Here is a 19,044-nt window from a genome sequence, read left to right as displayed (position 1 = left end):
CATTATGGCTGCTGGAACGTTGCTTCCCTTTTATTCCTCTATGATTGCTACGGGACGAGCCCATCCGGCACTCGCTCTTTCCACTTTAACCGGAAAACAGCAGACCTTGAAGCCAAACGGCTTCGGTAGAAGCTCCAAATTGGCCAACTTCTCGATCTGACAATATTCCCGGTCTTTGCCGACATAGTGCGCTGCCCAAAGGACGCCGTCTCTCGGTTGCTGCTTGTAGTCCTCCGCCTGGAGATTGAGCGGGATATCCCAACCCCAGCCGTCAGTACCGACTACCTTAATTCCTTGATCCAGTAACCACATGGTCGCTTCGGCCGAGACACCAGCATGAAGAAATGCATACTTTTCATCATACAACCGCTTATCCGCATCGCTCCGGATAAGCACAATATCGAGCGGCTTAAGCTTGTACCCAATGCGGCTCAGCTCCGCAACCAGATCTTCAGACGTTATTTCATAACCGGGCGGCTTAGAACTAAAATCAAGAAGCACGCCATCAGAAAAAAACCACTCTAGCGGCAGTTCGTCAATCGTTCTAGCCGGTTTCCCTTCCGATGTTGGCCAGTAGTGCCAAGGTGCGTCGACATGCGTCCCCGAATGCGTATTAAGCGTTACAGTTTCGGTAGCCCATGCTTTGCCTTCCGGAAAGTCGTCAGGTTTCAGACCTAGTAAGGCTGACGCTTGCATCGCGCCTTCGCTATGGCTCGAATACTCGATCTTTGCTGCTATCGGCTCACGGATGCTAGGGCTTATCGGGACGCTCAAATCAATGAGTCTCATCGCTTTCCCTCTCTTTCGTTTCTTGTCTATAATTTTCCGTTTCATGGCCATTATACCATATTGCATTTACTATCTGGTGGCCGTAGTCTTGTTACAGCTCTATATTTTGAGGCTAGCCTCACTAGCCAGTAATTTCCCGTCATAATCATTAATTTTCCAATCCAATCTCTTTATGGTTTCGTCAATTTCCATCTTTTTTTTTACTAGCTTTTCTCTTTCGTTAGTCAAGATTTTTTTGCGAGCTTCTATGGTACGGTCTCCTTCAATAAATAAAGATGTATATTCAATCAACGCCTCTATCGTCAATCCGGCGCTTCGCATGCATTTTATAAATTCGATCCATTTAATATCCTCTTCAGTGTAGTCACGGACACCGCTTTCTTTACGGTTTACCGGTGGAATCAAACCAACCTGTTCATAATATCTGAGTGTTGCTGATGTTAAATCAAACTGCTCTGCCACTTTTGCAATATTCATTTTCTTCACCTCGTATTTTCTTTATGTATTGACCTTATCACTTAAAGTTAACTTTAAGCAAGATTTACAACTGCAAGCGTAATGGCGTTTCTTGTTTCAAAATTTCCTCTTGCCTTAAAGTGGGCTTTAAGGTTTAAACTACATAACGAAACCAAAAAAATCGAATGGAGGATGGCGTAAATGGCGACGATATTTTATTCGGTGCAGTTTGGTCAAGGGAGAATGCACCCATCGGAAATGTAACCTTCGCTTGATTATTTATCATTTATTCATACAAAGGAGTTGAAAAATATGTGTCAAACTCGCGTTCTGAGTGTACCAAGTGCAAAAGCACATTTTGAAAAGACCACAATTAAGCGTAGAGAATTGCAGCCACATGATGTTTTAATCGATATTAAATTTAGCGGGATTTGCCATTCCGACATTCATAGTGCCCATGATGAATGGGGCGGCGGCATCTTCCCCATGGTTCCTGGCCATGAAATTGCCGGTGTTGTAGAAGCCGTAGGTTCTGAGGTCACTAAGTTTTCTATTGGCGACCGAGTTGGTGTAGGTTGCTATGTAGACTCCTGCGGAGAATGCGAATACTGCCTGCGAGGCGAAGAGCAATTTTGTACAAAGGGTTTTGTCGCCACCTATAATTCCAGAGACTACGACGGCAATCCAACTTATGGTGGATATAGCCAAAAAAATGTTGTGAAGGAAGGTTTTGTTGTTCATATTCCGGACAGCCTAGAGCTGGATGTAGCAAGTCCGCTGCTCTGTGCAGGAATCACCACCTATTCTCCTTTGAAGCACTGGAATGCCGGACCTGGCAAGAAAGTAGCTATTTTGGGAATGGGCGGTTTAGGCCATATGGCGATCCAATATGCGCATGCTATGGGTGCTGAGGTCACTGTACTCAGTCGGTCGTTGAATAAAAAAGATGAGGCTTTGAGCTTTGGTGCTGATCATTATTTTGCAACAAGTGATCCAGAGACATTCACTGAATTGGCGGGCCGTTTCGACCTTATCTTGAACACTGTATCTGCCAATCTTGACGTAGATGCCTACTTATCAATACTAAGCATTGACGGAACAATGGTAAACGTGGGTGCACCCAGTAAGCCCGATCAATATAATGTCTTTTCCTTAATAATGGGTCGACGCAGTATTGCCGGCTCACTCGTTGGCGGTATCCGTGAAACTCAAGAGATGCTTGATTTTTCTGCTGAACACGGTATTACCCCGCAAATCGAAGTCATTGCTGCGGATCAAGTTGACCAAGCTTATGACCGAGTTCTCCGGAGTGACGTTCGTTATCGGTTCGTGATCGACGTATCTACGTTGTAACATCAAAAAAAGGGCGGCTCTTCTCCAAAGAGCTAGCCCTTTTTTTTCAGTATTTATACACCTCTTCTAATTGATCAGCGTCGATTAAGCTCAATTTTAGGAACAATACCGTGGTGAGCGGCAAAATCGATCATCTCTTGTGTTTCTCGTATCCCTCCAACATTTGATCCAGCCATGCTCAGGTTAAAATCATATCTAACATTCCACTGCTCTGTCATCGTATTTACCCCTTATTAGGATGAGTTGCCTGCACTACTATAACGTAGGAATTTCCGCTTACCTTTACTTCTGTTTCCCATTATACTTATATCATGCAAGCTGAAGAATAATAGCCGGAACGATTTTCGTTATGTTGTCCTCCCATATACTGAAGAGAACAACATCTACGATAAACAACATGATGGAAGGACTACCTATGTTTAGATATATGATTGCGAATTTTGCCTTGTTAACGGCGTTCCTCTTTCTCTTCAACCATTTATTCCGACGCTACTTGATGGAAGACTATCGTACTTTGCGATTTAAGTTGCTGATAGGGATCATGCACGGCTGCTGTGCTCTTCTTCTTCTGTTGTTCAGTTATCAAATAAACGAAACATCCTTTATCGATTTCCGCCATATCGTTGTCATCAGTTCCGCTTATTTTGGGGGTCTGCCCGCTTCTTTAGTGACCGCCTTATTCTTTGTGTTGGGCCGTGTTACATTAGTTGGGACTTTTACGCCTTCGCCTACCAGCATGACGCCATTATTATCGATTACATTAGCTGCCATCGGCAGTGGGATCATTATGCAGGTTGTCAAACGTTATAGGTACCGCTGGTTGCTTTCGGTATTACTGAGTATGACGCTTATTACGATTATGTCGCTCATGAGGGGGATCACCAAGGATACCTATTCCTATTTAGCGCTTGTTGGTTTGGGCGGGCTTTTCGCAGCATCGTTAATTGCTTTCTTTTCTACAACGAATCAACTAACTAAACAATTGGAGCATAGCGAGCGAAAATACCGTTCCCTACATGCACTTCAAGAAGCGATTTTTCAATCCGCAGTAGGTACGGCTATCATAGCCATCGATTGGCAGGGACAGATCACGCATGCCAATAAGGGTACAGAAAAAATGCTTGGCTACCGGGCTGACGAGCTGATTGGCAAGGAATCTCCCCTGATCTTTCATGACCCGAATGAAGTAGAAGCTTATGGGAAAGAACTATCCGAAAAAATAGGTAAACCCATTCATGGATTAAATGTGTTTTTTTACGGCGCGGCAGAATATGTATCCGAAGGACGAGAATGGTCATATATTCGGAAGGATGGTACCAGGATAACGGTATTGCTGACATTGTCACCGCTTTTACTGGACGGGAAAACGGTTGGAGTCATTGGGCTTGCCAAGGATATTTCCGAAAGAAAGAAAATGGAAGAGCAATTGAAGCAGCTTTCCCTGTTGGATGGACTAACCAAAATTGCAAACCGTCGTTTTTTTGATGAAATGCTCAAACAGGAATGGAAAAATGCAGAGCAGAATGAGAAAGGATTGTCTCTTATCTTCTTTGATATAGATCATTTTAAAGCTTACAACGATCTTTACGGACATCAGGCCGGGGACGAATGCTTGCGTAAAGTAACGGCCATCGCCAAAAAGACCCTCAATCATCCAGCGGCTACAATCGCCCGTTACGGAGGGGAAGAATTTACGGTTATCCTGCCTGATACAAGTGCCAAGCGAGCGGCGCAACTTGCCGAGGATCTGAGATTAGCCGTAGAAAATGCCGCAATCCTTCATAACAGATCGTGGATGAAAAATGTGGTCACCGTCAGTATCGGAGTCTCAACGTGCAATCCTGATGCCAACAGTGTTCCTGAGGAGCTGATTGCAAAAGCAGACGAAGCACTTTATTACGCCAAGAGCCATGGGCGTAATCGCATTGCTAATTACAAGGAGATATCGGAAAAAGCGGGGACACTTGGGGTATGATCGCTACTCCTGGTAGCATCAGCCCAATCGCGCACCTGGCTACACAAAAAAAGCGGCAGTTTGGGAAAAAAAATCCCAAACTACCGCTGCTGCTTCAGCATTAGTAAGCACTACTACCCACAATATTAGAGCAATACATTGCTTCTTCTATTTCTTTGTCTGGACGCGTTTAAGATAGAGATATTATCGTTCTGTCTCCTCATTCATTGAATCCATTATTTTTATATTTTTTGTATGCTAATGGTGTCATGTTCATCGACTTTCGGAAATGATTAATGAAGTAGCTTGTGCTATTAAATCCTACTTGATAAGCAACATCTGTGACATTGCATTCGGGTTGTTGAAGTAAAATTAAGCTTTTTTGAATTCGATAATCCAATACATAATGTAAAGGTGTCTTCTTTAAAATTCGTTTGAAATATCGGCAGCATTCGGACCGGCTTAATTGCCCAGCTCGTGCGATGTCGTCTAAAAGAATTTTCTCAGCATAATGCAGGTGAATCCAGTTCAGCATCTCCTTCATTCGAAGATTCTTCAACATTTCAGTTTGTTCATACTCCAGTTGAAAGCCGTTAACAATCAAATTTCTCCAAATCAACGTTAACTGTACGGTAATGTCCATTTCATAGTAGGGTGGATTTTGCTGAATCAGCTGATTGATTTTTAAAATAGCGCCTAGAATGTTTTTGGCCCAATGCTCCTTATTATTCAAGTGTACGTAAGGCAAATTAGTTGCTTGGATATAAGGATATACATAGGCTGTATAAAGTTCTTGTGATAGTACAAAGCTTGGAGAAACATTTAAACAAATATAGATGCAGCCTGAATCATTTTTGTCTGTCGCCATGTGCAAACAGCCGCTATTTATGAACAAGCCCTCCCCTTCGTGAATCGTAATTTTTTCCTCTCGTATTTGGAAGATGGCTTGTCCTTTTAAGATCAAAACAAATTGAAATTCATCATGCCAATGAAGTGGTATATATCCATTTATATTTTGGCTAATCGTTGTTTCGTAACATGCAATCGGCAGCACAACGGTACGATGCTCAGTTAGCTCTTTTAAATTCTGGTCAATCATGAAATCCTTTATTTGCATCTTGCCACCTCAATATATTTATACTTTTCCATTCGATTTAGGTATTCATTTAACGATTTTCCACTTATCATGTGAATTATAACATACTATTTTTATATTTTATGATGGAGAGTTGATTATGAATAGAGGAAAAGGAATATTTCTCATTATAACCGGAGCGATATTTTGGGGAATTGGTGGCACTGTTGCCAAAAAGCTGTTTCAACAATTCGCCATTGACGTGAATTGGCTTGTCACGATTCGATTACTCATTGCAGGTTTATTACTCCTGTCAGTTCAATTTGTTGGAAAAGACCGTGCTCAGATTTTTGGGATCTGGAAAAATAAAAAGACATCGTTTCACCTCATAATATTTGGATTAGTCGGTATGCTTGGGGTTCAATACACCTATATGGCATCCATTAAACATGGTAATGCTGCTGTAGCAACGTTATTACAATATTTGGCACCTGTAATGATTATTGTTTACTTATTCATTAGTAGACAATCTACTCTAACAAGAAAAGATGTATTCACCGTTTCGCTCGCTCTAGTTGGCTGCTTTTTCTTATTAACCAACGGCTCATTCTCTCAATTATCTGTGCCGCCAGTTGCGATCGTTTGGGGAATTTTATCTGGGCTTGCGCTTGCATTTTATACTTTATATGCTGTTCCTTTACTGAAGCAATACAATTCCATGGTCATTGTTGGCTGGGCTATGATGATCGGGGGAGTCGCATTAAGTTTTATCCACCCACCTTGGCAAATGGATTTTAAGAACTTAACACCAGAAACCTGCTTTTATTTGATTTTCATTATCATTTTTGGTACTATGCTTGCTTTTTGGTTTTATATAGAAAGTTTAAACAGTCTATCGCCGCAAGAGTCGAGTCTTTTAGGAAGCTTGGAACCACTAGCGGCTGTGTTAACAACAGTCTTTTGGTTAAAAGATTCCCTTGGAATGTTTCAATGGGTTGGCACAACCTGCATCATTATAATGATTCTATTTTTGGCTTTTAATAAAGAATCTTCCACAAACTATACATGAGCAGCAACATCAGCCTTTTTTTCGGCTTGTTTTTCGTTTGCGCAAGGAGGCGACGACCAGCAATAACAGCGGAATAAGCAGATAAGTCGATAGGATGTGGAACGGAACCGCCGCCCTCACCAGAAATCCGAAGACCGGAAAATTGGGTAGATCCCAAATGCCTATGATCAGACTGAGCAGAGCGAGCGGAAAAACAATCGGACGGTAGTCCGCTAACTGAAAACATTGTGCAAAAGAAAGCGTTGCAGCGTAAAGAAAGATGCCAACCTGCAGGAAATTTCCGACCACCCACATCGCCAGAAGCAATGATTCCAGATTTTCCAGGAAAGAACCGACGCTGACATAACGAAAAGCGATGAGAATCGGGTACACTCTACTCCCCAAGTTCGGCCCCAGCAAAAATAAGGCGATCAGGCTGGAATAAGTCAAAAACAAAATGATAGTGATCATCGAAATGTATCCCCATTTTCTCCCCTTCTCCGGATCCGTCACACTGGGCAAAAGAAAGGTCATCAGGAATAATTCGTTCATCCAGCCCATCATCGAAAAGGACCCTTTGATGATCGGGGTAACCCCATGATTCAGGACCGGAAATATGACTTTGGCATCCAAATCAGGAAGCAGCAGCAGCAGGAAAAAGACAGGGAAAATAAACGCTGGTAAAAAAATGACAGTGCTCCTGGCCAGCGTCTCCACACCGCCGTGGACGGCGATCGCGCTTAGCAAGATCAAGGATCCCATGATGATCAATAAGGGAGTTTTAAACAAAAAATTGCCTGTGACAAACTCCGCATATTGCCGGGTGACTCCCCCGGTGGCATGCAGGTTGTAAGTGATATAGGCGAGGCCGATGACTTTTCCGGGAATTTTGCCGAGAATCTGTTCGCTGTACTGGACAATTGTCTGCCCCGGATAAAGCTCATGCAGTCGGGTCACGGTATAGACGGTAATCCAACCTGTCAGTGCAGCCAATATTCCCGTAAGCCAAAGATCATTTTGGGCAAACTGGGCCGTTATGGTCGGCAAAACAAGAAAACCGGAAGCCAGCACGGCCGGATACATCATAAGCCCCATTTGAAAAGCTGAAATCTTCCCCTTCTCCAACATGAGCCTTCACCTCGCCTTAAGTTAGTCCTTTCCCTTCGCATAAAAACCGGTTACGGTTCCGTTAGCCCTCGAAATGGCTTGAAAATGAATAGAAGCACCGTAGTTGGCCCGGGCGTATTGGGCAGGTCCAGCATGGATAGGATCCAGACCAGGAGCAGCAGCGATACGAAAACAACTTTATCCTTTACCGGCTTTGCCTTCAGTTTCGGCCACTCGAAACGGGTAATCAGCAGCACGGAGATCGTAACGATCCAGAAAAAATACCATCTCATTTCTTTTTTACCTCTTCCTTGGGCACACCTTCTGGAGAGCTGACTAATCCAGGTCTAAGAATCTTTGCCTCAATTTCCGTCTTGACTTCAACTTTGGAAAACTGCTCATCCCATCGGTCCTTCATCTTCTCCCATTGCTTGGGATACTTTCGGTGAAATGTCTGGGCGAAATTAAAAACGTCCTTCTTGTGCCGCCGTTGAACCTCGTAAAGCGCCGACTCGATTCGTTTTCTTACATCATCCTTGAATCCCTTGCTTATAACAGCGAGCAACTGCGGGCTCATAGGATCCATTTTGGTGCCATTTTGTATAATGTCCCCTTCCGTTTTAACCCGGACCGTCATCTTCCAGGTTTCGCCTTCAATCTTTGGAATCAGCTTGACGTTCGCCTTTACCGGTTTTAAAGACATCATTCCTTCCGATTCCTCCGGTTTAAACACAACCGTATACCCTTTCACTTCATTCCTGAGCCACATGACACCCCTTGTAACCTTTTCGGAAATTTCCCCAACCATTTTGTCATTTTTGAACAAAGCGCTCCCCAGCAGGTACGGAATCGTTTGAAACGGCCCGGCTGATTCGGGTTTCGGAAGGATATGGATCATCGGCAGAATAGCTGTCCGGGAATCCCCGCTTAACATAAGGCTCAACTCGTGCATCGTCACCCTTATTCCAATCAGCAGATCAGACAGCTTGCGCAGCACTTCGGCCGAGGAATTCTCAATCGGCGGAAACAACTCGAGCGCCTGTGCCGCTTCTCCTTTGCTTACGAACATATAGGCCCGCTCTCTCGTCTCAGGAAAACGGATTAAGAAATCGAGATGTTTGCGAATTCCCGCCCTGGCCACGGATTCGTTGAATATATAGATTCTGCATTGCCCCCAAAACATCTTTCTGGGAATTACCCGTTGCAGCTTGGACAGAGCATCCGTGATGTCAATACCTGTTTCCGATCGGACGGACGTCCGTTTTGCCGCTCCGCCTCCCATAGCGCCACCTCCTGTCGTCCCCCCTCCAGTCTGATTCTGCGGAAGGACGAATTGGACGGTCGCGCGAACCTGATTATTCTCCGCCTCGTCGAAAGCGAGCGCTGTAATCAGCGCCAAGTCATTAAGCTCCGTGCGATCCCAGCAGCCTCCCAGCACAAGCAGCAACGGGATGAAAACTGCTATTTTTATCCATACCCTTATCCATGTCTTCATCCATCCGACTCTCCTTTGCCAGGTGTTTGGTGCGGCTACTCGCTGTCCCCTCGGGCTGGATCAGGCTTTTGACCGGATGGCTGCCGATATTTGTCATACGTTCCCGTAAAACGCGGGCGTGTATTCATCTTCCACCACGGAGCCCTGAACAGAACATCTTTCCATTCATTCAGCTTGGGGATGCTGACTTCGGACAGATAGGGGACGCCAAATGAGCGTAAGCTACACATATGCAGAACGATAGCGATGATCCCCATAACCACGCCGACAAGCCCCAGGCTTCCGGCAAGAAAGATTAATGGAAACCGCAGCAGCCTTATGGAAATGCCAGCGATGTAACGCGGAATCATAAATGAAGAGATCCCCGTAATCGCAACCACAATAACCATGGGCGCGGACACAAGTCCTGCCTGGACCGCCGCCTGACCGATGACCAGCGCTCCGACAATGCTGACGGCGGCGCCAACCTGCTTGGGCAACCGCACGCCCGCTTCACGCAACGCTTCAAAGGTGACCTCCATCATCAACGCTTCGATTAACGCCGGAAAAGGCACCTGCTCCCGGGAACTCGCCATACTGACAAGCAAGGAGCCAGGCACCATCTCTTGATGAAAAGTAAGCACCGCCACATATAGCGATGGAAGCAGGAGAGAGGTCGCTATAAACAAATAGCGCAGCCAACGAATGACGGTGGAGATTAGCGACCGCTGATAATAGTCTTCATGCGACTGAATTAACGAAAAAAAAGTAATCGGGGCGACCAAGGCAAACGGCGTTCCTTCCGTTAAAATCGCCACCCTTCCTTCCAGCAAACTGCCGGAGACGACATCAGGCCGTTCTGTGCTGAGCAACTGCGGAAAGGGAGAATACGGATGATCCTCAATCATTTCCTCAATATAACCGCTTTCCAGGATTCCGTCGATCCGTATACGCATGAGCCGGTTGCGTACTTCCTCCACCAGCGTCTTGTCCACAAGTCCTTCAATATAAGCCAGAACAATATTCGTTTGGGTATATTCGCCGATTCTCGTCGATTCCATTTTAAGCAACGGGCTTTTAATAATGCGCCGGATTTGGGAAGTATTGGTGCGCAGAGTTTCGGTAAATCCCTCACGCGGCCCCCTAATCCCCACTTCTGCCGAAGGCTCTTCGATGGAGCGTTTCTCCCATTTTGTCAATCCGAAGCCAAAGCCGGAAGTGTAGTTATCAGATAGCAGGATCGTATATCCGTTCGAAAGATATTCGATACACTTGGCAAACGTTGTGAATTCTTTCGCTTGTATTGCCGATACTTTCCGTTCAATAAGCTGCCTGATATCATCGTTATCACCGGCTGCCTCCTGCATGAAAGGAGTAATGACATGCCGTTCGATCGCTTCGGAATCAGCCAAACCTTCAATATACATTAACAAGACGTTTGTTCTTCCGCCGACCAGGAAGGAACGATAAACTACATCCGAACAATTGTCGTAAAGCAAACGAAGGCGGACCTCGTTTTGCAGCAAATCCGGATAAAGCTGCTGCGCCTGTGGATTCTTGGCGCTTTCCCGCTGAACCTGATTTCCGTTCTGGTGGGTTCCGGTTGGTTTGATCCGTTTTCTGAGTATGCGGAATTTTCTCATGGAGATGAAATCCTTTCAACCACCCTGGTTTTTTATATAAAATCACCCAAATGATTTCAGTTTATGCAGAGTGAATCGAAGAAGGACATCCATAGAACTACCTTCTACTGGCCAAGTCTATATGTTCTTGTATGACTCGGCAAAGTAAAAGGTGCTTTCCTAAATACAGAAGAGACCTACGTCACGTAGATCTCTTCTGAACTTCTTGCTAGTGATGTTCAATATAACACTGGGTTCCCAGTCTATCAATCTGTATTGTAATATGCTTGATCTCGTATTGCTCTTTCAACAACTTCTGTGCCCGTTCCATTACAACACTGCTGTACATTGGATCTTGAATGATGATATGGCAACTTAGCAACGGAACATCTGATGATAACGCCCATACATGAAGATCGTGTACTTCAACAACATGTTCAAGATCAAGCAGGGATTGCTTGATTTGATCTATGTTCATATTCAGCGGCGTACCTTCCATCAGAATATGTATGGAGTCCCGAGTCACCCGATATGCACTGATAATCACCAGAATCGCCACCAATATACTGGCAATCGGGTCAGCCAAATTCCAGCCAAAGAACATAATCAGCAATGCAGCCACAATCGCCCCTACAGAGCCTAGCAAATCCCCTAGTACGTGTAGAAAAGCACTGCGAATATTGAGATTTTCAGATGTATCTCCTCTCATGAGGATAAAAGCAGCAGCTATATTGACCAGCAAGCCAATAACTGAGATTGTCAACATTCCTGAAGTCATGATTCCTGGTGGGTTAGAAAGCCGTTCGAAAGCTTCCCAGAAAATATAAATCGATATCAGGGCAAGCGCTAAGCCATTAATAAAAGCGGCCAGTACTTCAAATCGTTTGTATCCAAACGTCTTTGACTTGCTCGCTTGCCGTTGTCCCCAGGTCATCGCCAGATAGCTTAACCCCAATGCACCCGCATCACTCAACATATGTCCCGCATCAGATAACAGTGCCAGGCTGTTAGTCAGTAATCCACCAATAAACTCAATGATCATATAACCGGCAATTAAAAAGAATGATAGCTTCAAAGCGTTTTTGTTTGCTCCATGTCCATGAGAATGCCCGTGACTATGGGAGTGCCCATGTCCATGAGCATGTGAGCCTTTAGAATGATTGTGTTGATTATGCTGGCTGCAATCATGTTCATTATTATGGTCGTTTCTGTGACTATTCTTACTCATCTACCTGCGCCTCTCTTCTATAAGATTCTAATAATCCACTATTCAAATCGATATATGAGCACTTGTTCATATGTATTATATGTAATCCAAATGTCATTTGCAAGAATAATATGCTTTGATATTCATACACGAACGAGCCGGAACTACTTCTGCTCTTTTTATTATGACATATGGACATTGATACTAAAAAAGCCTGAGGACAGGCCCCCAAGCTTCATGCAACAAAATATGCGTTAAACACCGTTAATTTATTCAGATATCAAACCATATTTTACAAAGCTTTTATACAATCCATCTTCCTCAACGCTACCAGTAATATCATTTGCAATTTCTATCAAACCCGGCTTTGCATTGCCCATAGCAATACCTACAGCACAATATTCGAGCATCTCGGCATCGTTCATTCCGTCTCCAATGGCAATCGTCTGTTCCTGGGGCAGGCTCAAATGATTCAGCAAATCAGCAATGGCGATTGCCTTGTGGATGCCAGGGATCATCATTTCCCCGCTGTCCTTACCAAAGATCGGAACGGTACACTGGATGACCTCAAATTTCCCCTGAAATTCTTCCTTGATGCGTTCAAAGGGTACAGCACTTTCCAGAAAGCAAACCTTATTGACATCGTCTTTATACAAATCAGCCTCTCCATAAGTCAAACCCGCGATGAATGGATGCGGGGAACGCTCCATTTTTTCTCTGGCCACAGGGTCGTTCTCAACATCCCCATAGATCCTTCTCTCCAAATGAGGTCTTAAATTATGGCTAGCATAGAGCGCTGCATTGGATTCCAGATAAAAATCAATTCCATGTGAATTAAAGAAATCCACCATCTGCCTAACATCCTCAGGCGTAACTTTTTTATGATAAAGAATCTCATTCCCGGACTCTACATATCCCCCACCTGCTCCAATAAGACCATCAAATCCGATATCCCAAATGGCATCGTAGATTTCAGCTTTTGAACGACCTGTACACAGATAAAGCAGATGACCGTTCTCGCGTGCTATTTTGCAGGCTTTCTGTGCCGATTCAGGCACCATGCCGTCATCACCGACAAGTGTTCCGTCAATATCGATAAACACAATTTTTTGAGTGTCTCTATTCATTAGTATGCTGTCTCCCTTGTTTAAACGAATGATGTTTATTGAGATGATTATTGTTTGTTCTACAATTACACTGTAATTTGTGTAACGCATTACATGTCAAATCTTTTTTTGAGCTGCCGAATCGCATCATCGAGAATAAACTTATATTGTTAGAACAAAAAAAGCCGCCAATATGGCGACTTCTTACATTCTAGAACCTGCTATCTTCAGTGGGAATCGTTAAGTTTAAATATTTAAAATGGACCCGGCAACCTGATCCCATCGGTGACTGGGCCAGTGCACCCGCTATGAACTGAGCAGAATGTTCCATTCCAAAGTAGCGGATTAGCTTCCAATCCTCACCATCAGGCGAATAGTAAAAAGAAATTATCCTCCCAATCTTCGTGATCCTCAAATGTGGGTTATCAACCACTACACGCTCAGAATTACAATCATCGGAGGAGCCATTCTTGGTTACAACAGACACAATCGTAGCGTAATTGCCGTTAAATTCATAACAAAGTTTAGCCCAATTGTTCTCGTCAGCCATCAACATCAAGCACCCTGAATCATAAAGATGACGCATGTCTACCTGAAGCTGTGTCGTAAGCTGAAATGATGAATCAACCTGAAAATGTAGAAAAGGAGCGGAATCGGCTACATGTTTTCCCCCAGGATCCTTGAAAAAATCAACTTTAGCCGGTGCATCAATGATCAATCCATCTTCTTCGGTGTACTCCCAGTGCTCAGGTTCATTCAGCCACCTTAATTTTTCTCTTACTTTTGACTGAAACATATTACTCATATGAATTACTCCTCCATTTGTATTAATTGAACCTCCCTATAAATATAATGTCATTATAATTGCATAAGTTTCGCCTATAAATATAATATTAGTGCAAATTAATATAATAATAAGGAACTGAAAGAGACAACGCAAGCGAAGTCCCCCAGCCTTCAATGGTCTGATACTGCTGCGAGGGATCAGCCACGGCTGTATAAGAATTTGCGGCCGACGCTTCCGTTCCGAGGGGGCTCAGAGCCAGACTGCCTGCCATCAGCAGGGCAAACATTCGCTTGAACCAATTCATCGCATTCACTCCTCTATGACCTGCTCCATTATTCCGTGGTCTCCTTGAAAGTAGCGTCCGATTTATCGATCGCTGTAACAATCGGGTCCAAACGGAGCAGGCTATGGTAATGTCTCAAGTATCTGTCAGGATCATGGTACGATGCGTACGACGTCCAGGCTGAATTAGCAAGTCCGTCTTTGCGTCGAAACGTGGCATCAGCCGTGAAGGCTTGGCTGCCATCATTTTTTTCCAGGTAGATCAGATCGTTGTTATGGCGTAGATAATATCCTGGGAAATTGACAGCTTCAAATGAGATGGCGGAAGCATCTGCGAGGCCGGGAACAATTCGAAATTTCGAATCTTCCACAGGGTTTACGTTCTTATCGATCCGTGCCTGATAGTTGTAATGTCGGATATAATTTCCCTGCATATTGTAAGATTCCAGCTCCCGTATGTCACCCGGCTGCCCGGTTTCTTTCAACACGGTCATGTGTCGGACTAATCCGGTCAGGCCTGGAAGCTCCTTTTTCACAGTCCATGTCTGGAATCCATCAGAGGAGTCGCTGTAGTAATATTTTTGCGCAGAATAACCGTCAAAATAAATCCGCCATGTTCCGTTATCTAGCTGAACCAGCGCAGGACCTTCTACCCAAGACCCCCAGTTGGCCCAGTCTCCGGTGCCATGGAAAGTATAAGGACCGGTTAGAGATGTCGCTGTGGCATATTCGATATATTTGGTCGACTCGTTCTTTGTAAACGCATGGTAGGTCGACCCGTTCTTGACGATGAAAGTATCGATGTAATTTGGGGCAATGCCTGCAAGCTCGACCGGAGCCGACCAGGCCGTAGAAGCAAGGTTGCTGTTCGCTGCCGTGATGGCATACGGTCTGAAGTTTTCATAGTTGCCCGGCGATAGGGATACAATGACATTCAAGCTTCCATTACTGTCCACGAACCATTCGGGGGCCCAGGTGTGGGCGATACCACTCGGCAAGGATAGTGGGATATTGCGGACAAAATTCCAGTTTACCCTATCCGGGCTTGATGCTATGCCGATCGTATTACCCGACCAATCCGTGGTGTAGACCACATAATATAGGCCATCCGTGTGTTTTATAATGCTGGGATCGCGGATTAGGCCCTCTGGCGGGGTGTATGCAGAGCCTTTTAGGAGGCCATAATTCGTGGCATTATAGGATTGGTAAATATACAGATTGGACTCGCTGCTATTGGTAAAAGCCGAGATTGTATAAACACTTGTTGCTGCACTCGCTGTATTTGGGCTTATAACGCCAGACAGAATCATTGCTGCAAGAAATACGATGAAAACTGACTTGCATGCTTTTAATAACCATGTGCGTTCTTTCATTACCGTTAACATAGAGCCCTCCCCTTTACGCTAGATGATGATGCCGTTGAACCGGCTGTTGTATTCCAACGCTTCACTTTCTGAAAGTTCTAACATGTGATCATATGACATACCACCCCTTTCGCAGAATAGAAGCTTATAATTTGTAAGCGTTTGCACAAATATCGTTACTAGGCTTCCACCTAGTTCGTGCTATCCAAGATGACTGAATCAGGTTCAAATCGATCATTCATCAATATTGATCTTACTTCAACTTCAGAGTAACTTCGTTCAGAACCACAGTTGTAATCGAATTCTCTGCCGTATCCACTTCCAGCCCGTTGTGATACACCGAGATATTCTCAAGGCGCTTCATATTACTGTCGGGAGAAGTCTGGTAAACCTGCGCTTCCATAGCATCCGAGTAAGTAAAATCATTTAACTCAAAGGCCGTCTTACTTGCCGACAGCTTATTGCGGATCACCAGCACCAGTTTCCGTCTGGCCGGATCATAAGCAGCGAGCGTTCGACCGTCATCGGTTGGAATAATGGATGCCCCCGGTCGGATGAACTTGCTGAACTGGGCCATACCATAATATTGCTTGGTCACCTCATACTGCTCTTCCCCGGTGAAGTGGGCATGGATGAACCCCCAATTGTTATTCGCGCCTTCATCCTCTACGGCCTGCCAGTATACCCAAGCGGACGGCTGCATGATTTTCAGATCGAACATGATTCGTTCCGCCAGCTCCTGCACCGAGGTCATATCGTCATGACTGTGTGTCTCACTGCCGCCCGTACCGTACTCGGACATCCACAGTCGCTTACCCAATTGCTCCGCCAGCGCCCTCAGTTCCTCCATCCGGCTTCCGTTGTAGGAATGTGTGTTGATCTGTCCGATCACGTCCAGAGTGTCCAGGTCATAAGCCTGTAGATTATACACTGTCTCATCAATGCTGTTGTCATCCGCCGCACTGACCACCGTAGCATCCAGCCCCTTGCTCTTCAAGGAGCCTGCCACTTTGTGGATAATCTCGGCCTGCTTGTCGACCGTGAAATGACAGCCCTCCTGTATGTTTCCCTTCTTCCACCAATTCGAGGACGGTTCATTCAGCGGATCAAGTGTGCGGAACGTGATTCCCCACTGATCCCGGTAATACTTTACGACTTCGGTCAAATAATCAGCAAAGGCATCATATTGGTCCTCACGCAGATTGTTGCCGCCATCCACTGCCCCCGTCACCGAACCGCTGTTGGTCATCCAATACGGTGGTGAATTGGAGAAGGCTTCGGCAATGTTGGCACCGTGTTTCAGCGCTCCTTGCAACACAGCACGCTGTCCGGCATCAGCCTCCCAGTCCCACTTCCCCGGTTCTGGCTGAAAGCTGGGCACATCTCCACCAGGGCGCAGCTCCTGCATATCCGAATTTTCACCGCCACCGATATTATATCGTACGATATTCAATCCAAGACCCTTCTCCGGGTCAAATACGAGATCCATCACCTCGGCAGCCTTCGCCTGATCCTGCCATCCGCCCAGCTCATTCGCCCACCAAGCAAGCGACGTACCCCAGCCTTCAAAATGATCGTACGATTCTTCCAGCTTGAGACGCACTGGTTCGCTCATAAATGTAATGGACGTTATTTTTTTCGAAGCATGATTCATGAAAATTCCTCCTATCACTTAATACCACTGCTGCCTCCACTAATATTGGCTTCATATACATAACGCTGTCCCAATAGATAGACCAGCACCATTGGAATGGTCAAGAACAACGATGCAATCATCACGAGATTCCATGGAGGCAACTGTCCACCACTTACTGTGGTGAGGAGCTGCACACCCAGTGCAAGCGGCATTTTCTCCGGATCATTGATGTAGATGAGTGGCCCCATGAAGTTCCCCCAGTTCCACGAGAACGAGAAGATAGCGATGGCGGCCAGAATTGGATAGGTCAGTGGCATGATAATCTTCCAGTAGATGCCCGGATGTCCCATGCCATCGATCATGGCGGCTTCATCCAGCGACCTCGGTATGCTCATTACGAACTGCCGAATCAGGAACACATTAAACGCTCCAGCAAAAAAGCTCGGGACAATCAGCGGATAAAACGTGTTGATCCAGTCCAAATGGCGGAAGATAATGAACTGCGGGACCATCGTTACCTCACCCGGGATCATCATTGTGCTGAGCAGCACGATGAACAGGAACCGACTGCCCTTGGCCTGAATACGTGCAAAGCCGTATGATACGACCGAAGCCGACAACACCGAGCCGATAATGGTGAATATGGTGATCATGACCGAATTTTTCAGATAAGTGCCCAGGTTATTGTTTGTAAAGATGGTATAGAAGTTGGACCACTCGAATTCTCTCGGAACGAAGGTAAATGCCAGCTTGATCGTTGTCGCATCACTAGCCAGGGCTATGGAGATCATGTAGAGGAATGGCGAAGCGAGGAGCACACCAACAAGAATCAGAAAAATGTAGGAGATGGACTTCTCTGCGGTGGATGGATTACTCATTTGCTTTTCCCTCCTCGTAGTGCACCCATAACGCCGATGACCGGAAGATGAGTAAGGTTAATAGCATGATCATGATGAACAGCACCCATGCAATCGCGGAAGCATAACCCATCTTGTAGAACTGGAACGCATTCTGGAACAGGTAGGGTACGACCATCTGGCTCGCATTGTCTGGCCCCCCGGAAGTGACGATAAACACCTGCGCGAAGGTCTGCAATGCTCCAATGATGCCGGTCACCAGGTTGAAGAAAATGACGGGCGTCAGCATCGGAAAGGTAATGTGGAAAAAAGACTGCGTGCTTTGCGCTCCGTCGATAGCAGCTGCCTCGTATAGTTCCTGAGGAATCCCCTTCATCCCGGCCAGCAGCAGGACGACACCTCCCCCGACGCCCCACAGGGACATCAGGATCAAGGCGGGCTTCACCCAGTTGGGATCAAGCAGCCAAGCTGGCCCCTGAATACCAAGTAAGGCCAGTGCTTTGTTAATCAGTCCTTTGCTCGGTGCTAGCAGGTGCACGAACAGCAGTGAGCTGGCCACTACCGGAACGACAGAAGGCAGATAGAACAGAATCCGGAAGAAGGTAATACCCTTGATCTTCTTGTTCAGGTAATAGGCAATCCATAGCGAAATTGCCATACCAAGTGGTATGGAGATCAACGCGTAATAGAAGGTGTTCCCCACCGACTTCCAGAACAGCGGATCATCGGTCAGCAAGGTCTTGTAATTGTCCAATCCGATGAATGACGGGGACTGGAACAAATCCCAGTTGGTGAAACTCATATAAATCGAGAACAGGATCGGCCCCAGTGTCAGCCCTACGAACCCGATCAGCCAAGGCGAGATGAAGATATAGAACCATTTGCCGTCCTTTTGCCTCACGTCAAGCCCTCCCTATTGACGAAAGA

At 45.6% G+C, this 19,044-nt stretch carries 19 protein-coding genes; 3 read left to right on the top strand and 16 right to left on the bottom strand.

The window, feature by feature from the left end:
• Positions 1 to 30: 30 nt before the first annotated feature.
• Both WG8_RS12330 and WG8_RS12325 read right to left on the bottom strand, forming a co-directional pair.
• Positions 31 to 789, bottom strand: coding sequence for a cyclase family protein (locus WG8_RS12330; protein WP_007430512.1), 759 nt, complete (start codon positions 787 to 789; stop codon positions 31 to 33).
• Positions 790 to 888: 99 nt separating this feature from the next.
• The gene (locus tag WG8_RS12325; protein ID WP_007430511.1) at positions 889 to 1,266 is read right to left on the bottom strand and encodes a MerR family transcriptional regulator; all 378 of its coding nucleotides are present in this window, start codon (positions 1,264 to 1,266) and stop codon (positions 889 to 891) included.
• Between the two features lie 282 nt (positions 1,267 to 1,548).
• Here WG8_RS12325 and WG8_RS12320 point away from each other — a divergent pair, with 282 nt between their 5' ends.
• Positions 1,549 to 2,598 (top strand): NAD(P)-dependent alcohol dehydrogenase, encoded by a 1,050-nt coding sequence (locus tag WG8_RS12320; protein ID WP_085980045.1) that lies wholly within the window; start codon positions 1,549 to 1,551, stop codon positions 2,596 to 2,598.
• 74 nt (positions 2,599 to 2,672) lie between these two features.
• On the opposite strand, the gene WG8_RS27110 is transcribed toward WG8_RS12320, so the two are convergent.
• A complete protein-coding gene (locus tag WG8_RS27110) occupies positions 2,673 to 2,816 on the bottom strand; it encodes a hypothetical protein (protein ID WP_007430509.1) in 144 nt (47 codons plus the stop codon).
• 197 nt (positions 2,817 to 3,013) lie between these two features.
• Here WG8_RS27110 and WG8_RS12315 point away from each other — a divergent pair, with 197 nt between their 5' ends.
• Positions 3,014 to 4,573, top strand: a complete 1,560-nt coding sequence (locus WG8_RS12315; protein ID WP_007430508.1) for a diguanylate cyclase — start codon at positions 3,014 to 3,016, stop codon at positions 4,571 to 4,573.
• 199 nt (positions 4,574 to 4,772) lie between these two features.
• Here WG8_RS12315 and WG8_RS12310 read toward each other — a convergent pair whose 3' ends face one another.
• A complete protein-coding gene (locus WG8_RS12310) occupies positions 4,773 to 5,669 on the bottom strand; it encodes an AraC family transcriptional regulator (protein ID WP_007430506.1) in 897 nt (298 codons plus the stop codon).
• A gap of 118 nt (positions 5,670 to 5,787) precedes the next feature.
• Here WG8_RS12310 and WG8_RS12305 point away from each other — a divergent pair, with 118 nt between their 5' ends.
• Entirely contained in the window at positions 5,788 to 6,696 is a 909-nt protein-coding gene (locus tag WG8_RS12305) for an EamA family transporter (protein WP_043891011.1), read from the top strand.
• Between the two features lie 9 nt (positions 6,697 to 6,705).
• Here WG8_RS12305 and WG8_RS12300 read toward each other — a convergent pair whose 3' ends face one another.
• The 12 genes from WG8_RS12300 to WG8_RS12245 form a co-directional block, all read right to left on the bottom strand.
• A complete protein-coding gene (locus WG8_RS12300; protein ID WP_007430505.1) occupies positions 6,706 to 7,803 on the bottom strand; it encodes a GerAB/ArcD/ProY family transporter in 1,098 nt (365 codons plus the stop codon).
• A gap of 50 nt (positions 7,804 to 7,853) precedes the next feature.
• Entirely contained in the window at positions 7,854 to 8,075 is a 222-nt protein-coding gene (locus WG8_RS12295) for a hypothetical protein (RefSeq protein WP_007430504.1), read from the bottom strand.
• Positions 8,072 to 9,277: a Ger(x)C family spore germination protein gene (locus WG8_RS12290; RefSeq protein WP_007430503.1), complete on the bottom strand. Its 1,206-nt coding sequence runs from the start codon at positions 9,275 to 9,277 to the stop codon at positions 8,072 to 8,074. Before WG8_RS12290 ends, WG8_RS12295 begins: the two co-directional genes overlap by 4 nt.
• A gap of 35 nt (positions 9,278 to 9,312) precedes the next feature.
• The gene (locus WG8_RS12285; protein WP_007430502.1) at positions 9,313 to 10,899 is read right to left on the bottom strand and encodes a spore germination protein; all 1,587 of its coding nucleotides are present in this window, start codon (positions 10,897 to 10,899) and stop codon (positions 9,313 to 9,315) included.
• Between the two features lie 208 nt (positions 10,900 to 11,107).
• Complete coding sequence (locus WG8_RS12280; RefSeq protein ID WP_043891010.1) at positions 11,108 to 12,106, bottom strand: cation diffusion facilitator family transporter; 999 nt, start codon at positions 12,104 to 12,106, stop codon at positions 11,108 to 11,110.
• A gap of 248 nt (positions 12,107 to 12,354) precedes the next feature.
• Positions 12,355 to 13,212 carry a Cof-type HAD-IIB family hydrolase gene (locus WG8_RS12275; protein WP_007430500.1) on the bottom strand — a complete coding sequence of 286 codons (858 nt, stop codon included), beginning with the start codon at positions 13,210 to 13,212 and terminating at the stop codon, positions 12,355 to 12,357.
• Positions 13,213 to 13,402: 190 nt separating this feature from the next.
• On the bottom strand, positions 13,403 to 13,996 hold the full coding sequence (locus WG8_RS12270; RefSeq protein WP_007430499.1) for a DUF1349 domain-containing protein: 594 nt from the start codon (positions 13,994 to 13,996) through the stop codon (positions 13,403 to 13,405).
• Between the two features lie 88 nt (positions 13,997 to 14,084).
• Positions 14,085 to 14,282, bottom strand: a complete 198-nt coding sequence (locus tag WG8_RS12265) for a hypothetical protein (protein WP_007430498.1) — start codon at positions 14,280 to 14,282, stop codon at positions 14,085 to 14,087.
• 28 nt (positions 14,283 to 14,310) lie between these two features.
• Entirely contained in the window at positions 14,311 to 15,645 is a 1,335-nt protein-coding gene (locus WG8_RS12260) for a glycoside hydrolase family 43 protein (RefSeq protein WP_007430497.1), read from the bottom strand.
• Positions 15,646 to 15,877: 232 nt separating this feature from the next.
• Positions 15,878 to 17,278, bottom strand: coding sequence for a glycoside hydrolase family 30 protein (locus tag WG8_RS12255; protein WP_007430496.1), 1,401 nt, complete (start codon positions 17,276 to 17,278; stop codon positions 15,878 to 15,880).
• A 14-nt stretch (positions 17,279 to 17,292) separates the two neighbouring features.
• Positions 17,293 to 18,138 (bottom strand): carbohydrate ABC transporter permease, encoded by an 846-nt coding sequence (locus WG8_RS12250; protein WP_007430495.1) that lies wholly within the window; start codon positions 18,136 to 18,138, stop codon positions 17,293 to 17,295.
• Positions 18,131 to 19,018, bottom strand: a complete 888-nt coding sequence (locus tag WG8_RS12245; RefSeq protein ID WP_007430494.1) for a carbohydrate ABC transporter permease — start codon at positions 19,016 to 19,018, stop codon at positions 18,131 to 18,133. The genes WG8_RS12250 and WG8_RS12245 overlap by 8 nt, the downstream gene beginning before the upstream one ends.
• Positions 19,019 to 19,044: the final 26 nt, after the last annotated feature.

Source organism: Paenibacillus sp. Aloe-11 (assembly GCF_000245715.1).
Classification (GTDB): domain Bacteria; phylum Bacillota; class Bacilli; order Paenibacillales; family Paenibacillaceae; genus Paenibacillus; species Paenibacillus kribbensis.
Note: the sequence above shows the minus strand (reverse complement) of the source record. Positions and strands in the feature narration are given on the sequence as shown.

Excerpts from the sequence above, each read along its gene's own strand:
- WG8_RS12270 (WP_007430499.1), bottom strand. The coding sequence starts at position 13,996 with ATGAGTAATATGTTTCAGTCAAAAGTAAGAGAAAAATTAAGGTGGCTG.
- WG8_RS12280 (WP_043891010.1), bottom strand. The coding sequence starts at position 12,106 with ATGAGTAAGAATAGTCACAGAAACGACCATAATAATGAACATGATTGC.
- WG8_RS12300 (WP_007430505.1), bottom strand. The coding sequence starts at position 7,803 with ATGTTGGAGAAGGGGAAGATTTCAGCTTTTCAAATGGGGCTTATGATG.
- WG8_RS12250 (WP_007430495.1), bottom strand. The coding sequence starts at position 18,138 with ATGAGTAATCCATCCACCGCAGAGAAGTCCATCTCCTACATTTTTCTG.
- WG8_RS12260 (WP_007430497.1), bottom strand. The coding sequence starts at position 15,645 with ATGTTAACGGTAATGAAAGAACGCACATGGTTATTAAAAGCATGCAAG.
- WG8_RS12275 (WP_007430500.1), bottom strand. The coding sequence starts at position 13,212 with ATGAATAGAGACACTCAAAAAATTGTGTTTATCGATATTGACGGAACA.
- WG8_RS12265 (WP_007430498.1), bottom strand. The coding sequence starts at position 14,282 with ATGAATTGGTTCAAGCGAATGTTTGCCCTGCTGATGGCAGGCAGTCTG.
- WG8_RS12290 (WP_007430503.1), bottom strand. The coding sequence starts at position 9,277 with ATGAAGACATGGATAAGGGTATGGATAAAAATAGCAGTTTTCATCCCG.
- WG8_RS12255 (WP_007430496.1), bottom strand. The coding sequence starts at position 17,278 with ATGAATCATGCTTCGAAAAAAATAACGTCCATTACATTTATGAGCGAA.
- WG8_RS12315 (WP_007430508.1), top strand. The coding sequence starts at position 3,014 with ATGTTTAGATATATGATTGCGAATTTTGCCTTGTTAACGGCGTTCCTC.
- WG8_RS12330 (WP_007430512.1), bottom strand. The coding sequence starts at position 789 with ATGAGACTCATTGATTTGAGCGTCCCGATAAGCCCTAGCATCCGTGAG.
- WG8_RS12295 (WP_007430504.1), bottom strand. The coding sequence starts at position 8,075 with ATGAGATGGTATTTTTTCTGGATCGTTACGATCTCCGTGCTGCTGATT.
- WG8_RS27110 (WP_007430509.1), bottom strand. The coding sequence starts at position 2,816 with ATGACAGAGCAGTGGAATGTTAGATATGATTTTAACCTGAGCATGGCT.
- WG8_RS12325 (WP_007430511.1), bottom strand. The coding sequence starts at position 1,266 with ATGAATATTGCAAAAGTGGCAGAGCAGTTTGATTTAACATCAGCAACA.
- WG8_RS12285 (WP_007430502.1), bottom strand. The coding sequence starts at position 10,899 with ATGAGAAAATTCCGCATACTCAGAAAACGGATCAAACCAACCGGAACC.
- WG8_RS12310 (WP_007430506.1), bottom strand. The coding sequence starts at position 5,669 with ATGCAAATAAAGGATTTCATGATTGACCAGAATTTAAAAGAGCTAACT.
- WG8_RS12305 (WP_043891011.1), top strand. The coding sequence starts at position 5,788 with ATGAATAGAGGAAAAGGAATATTTCTCATTATAACCGGAGCGATATTT.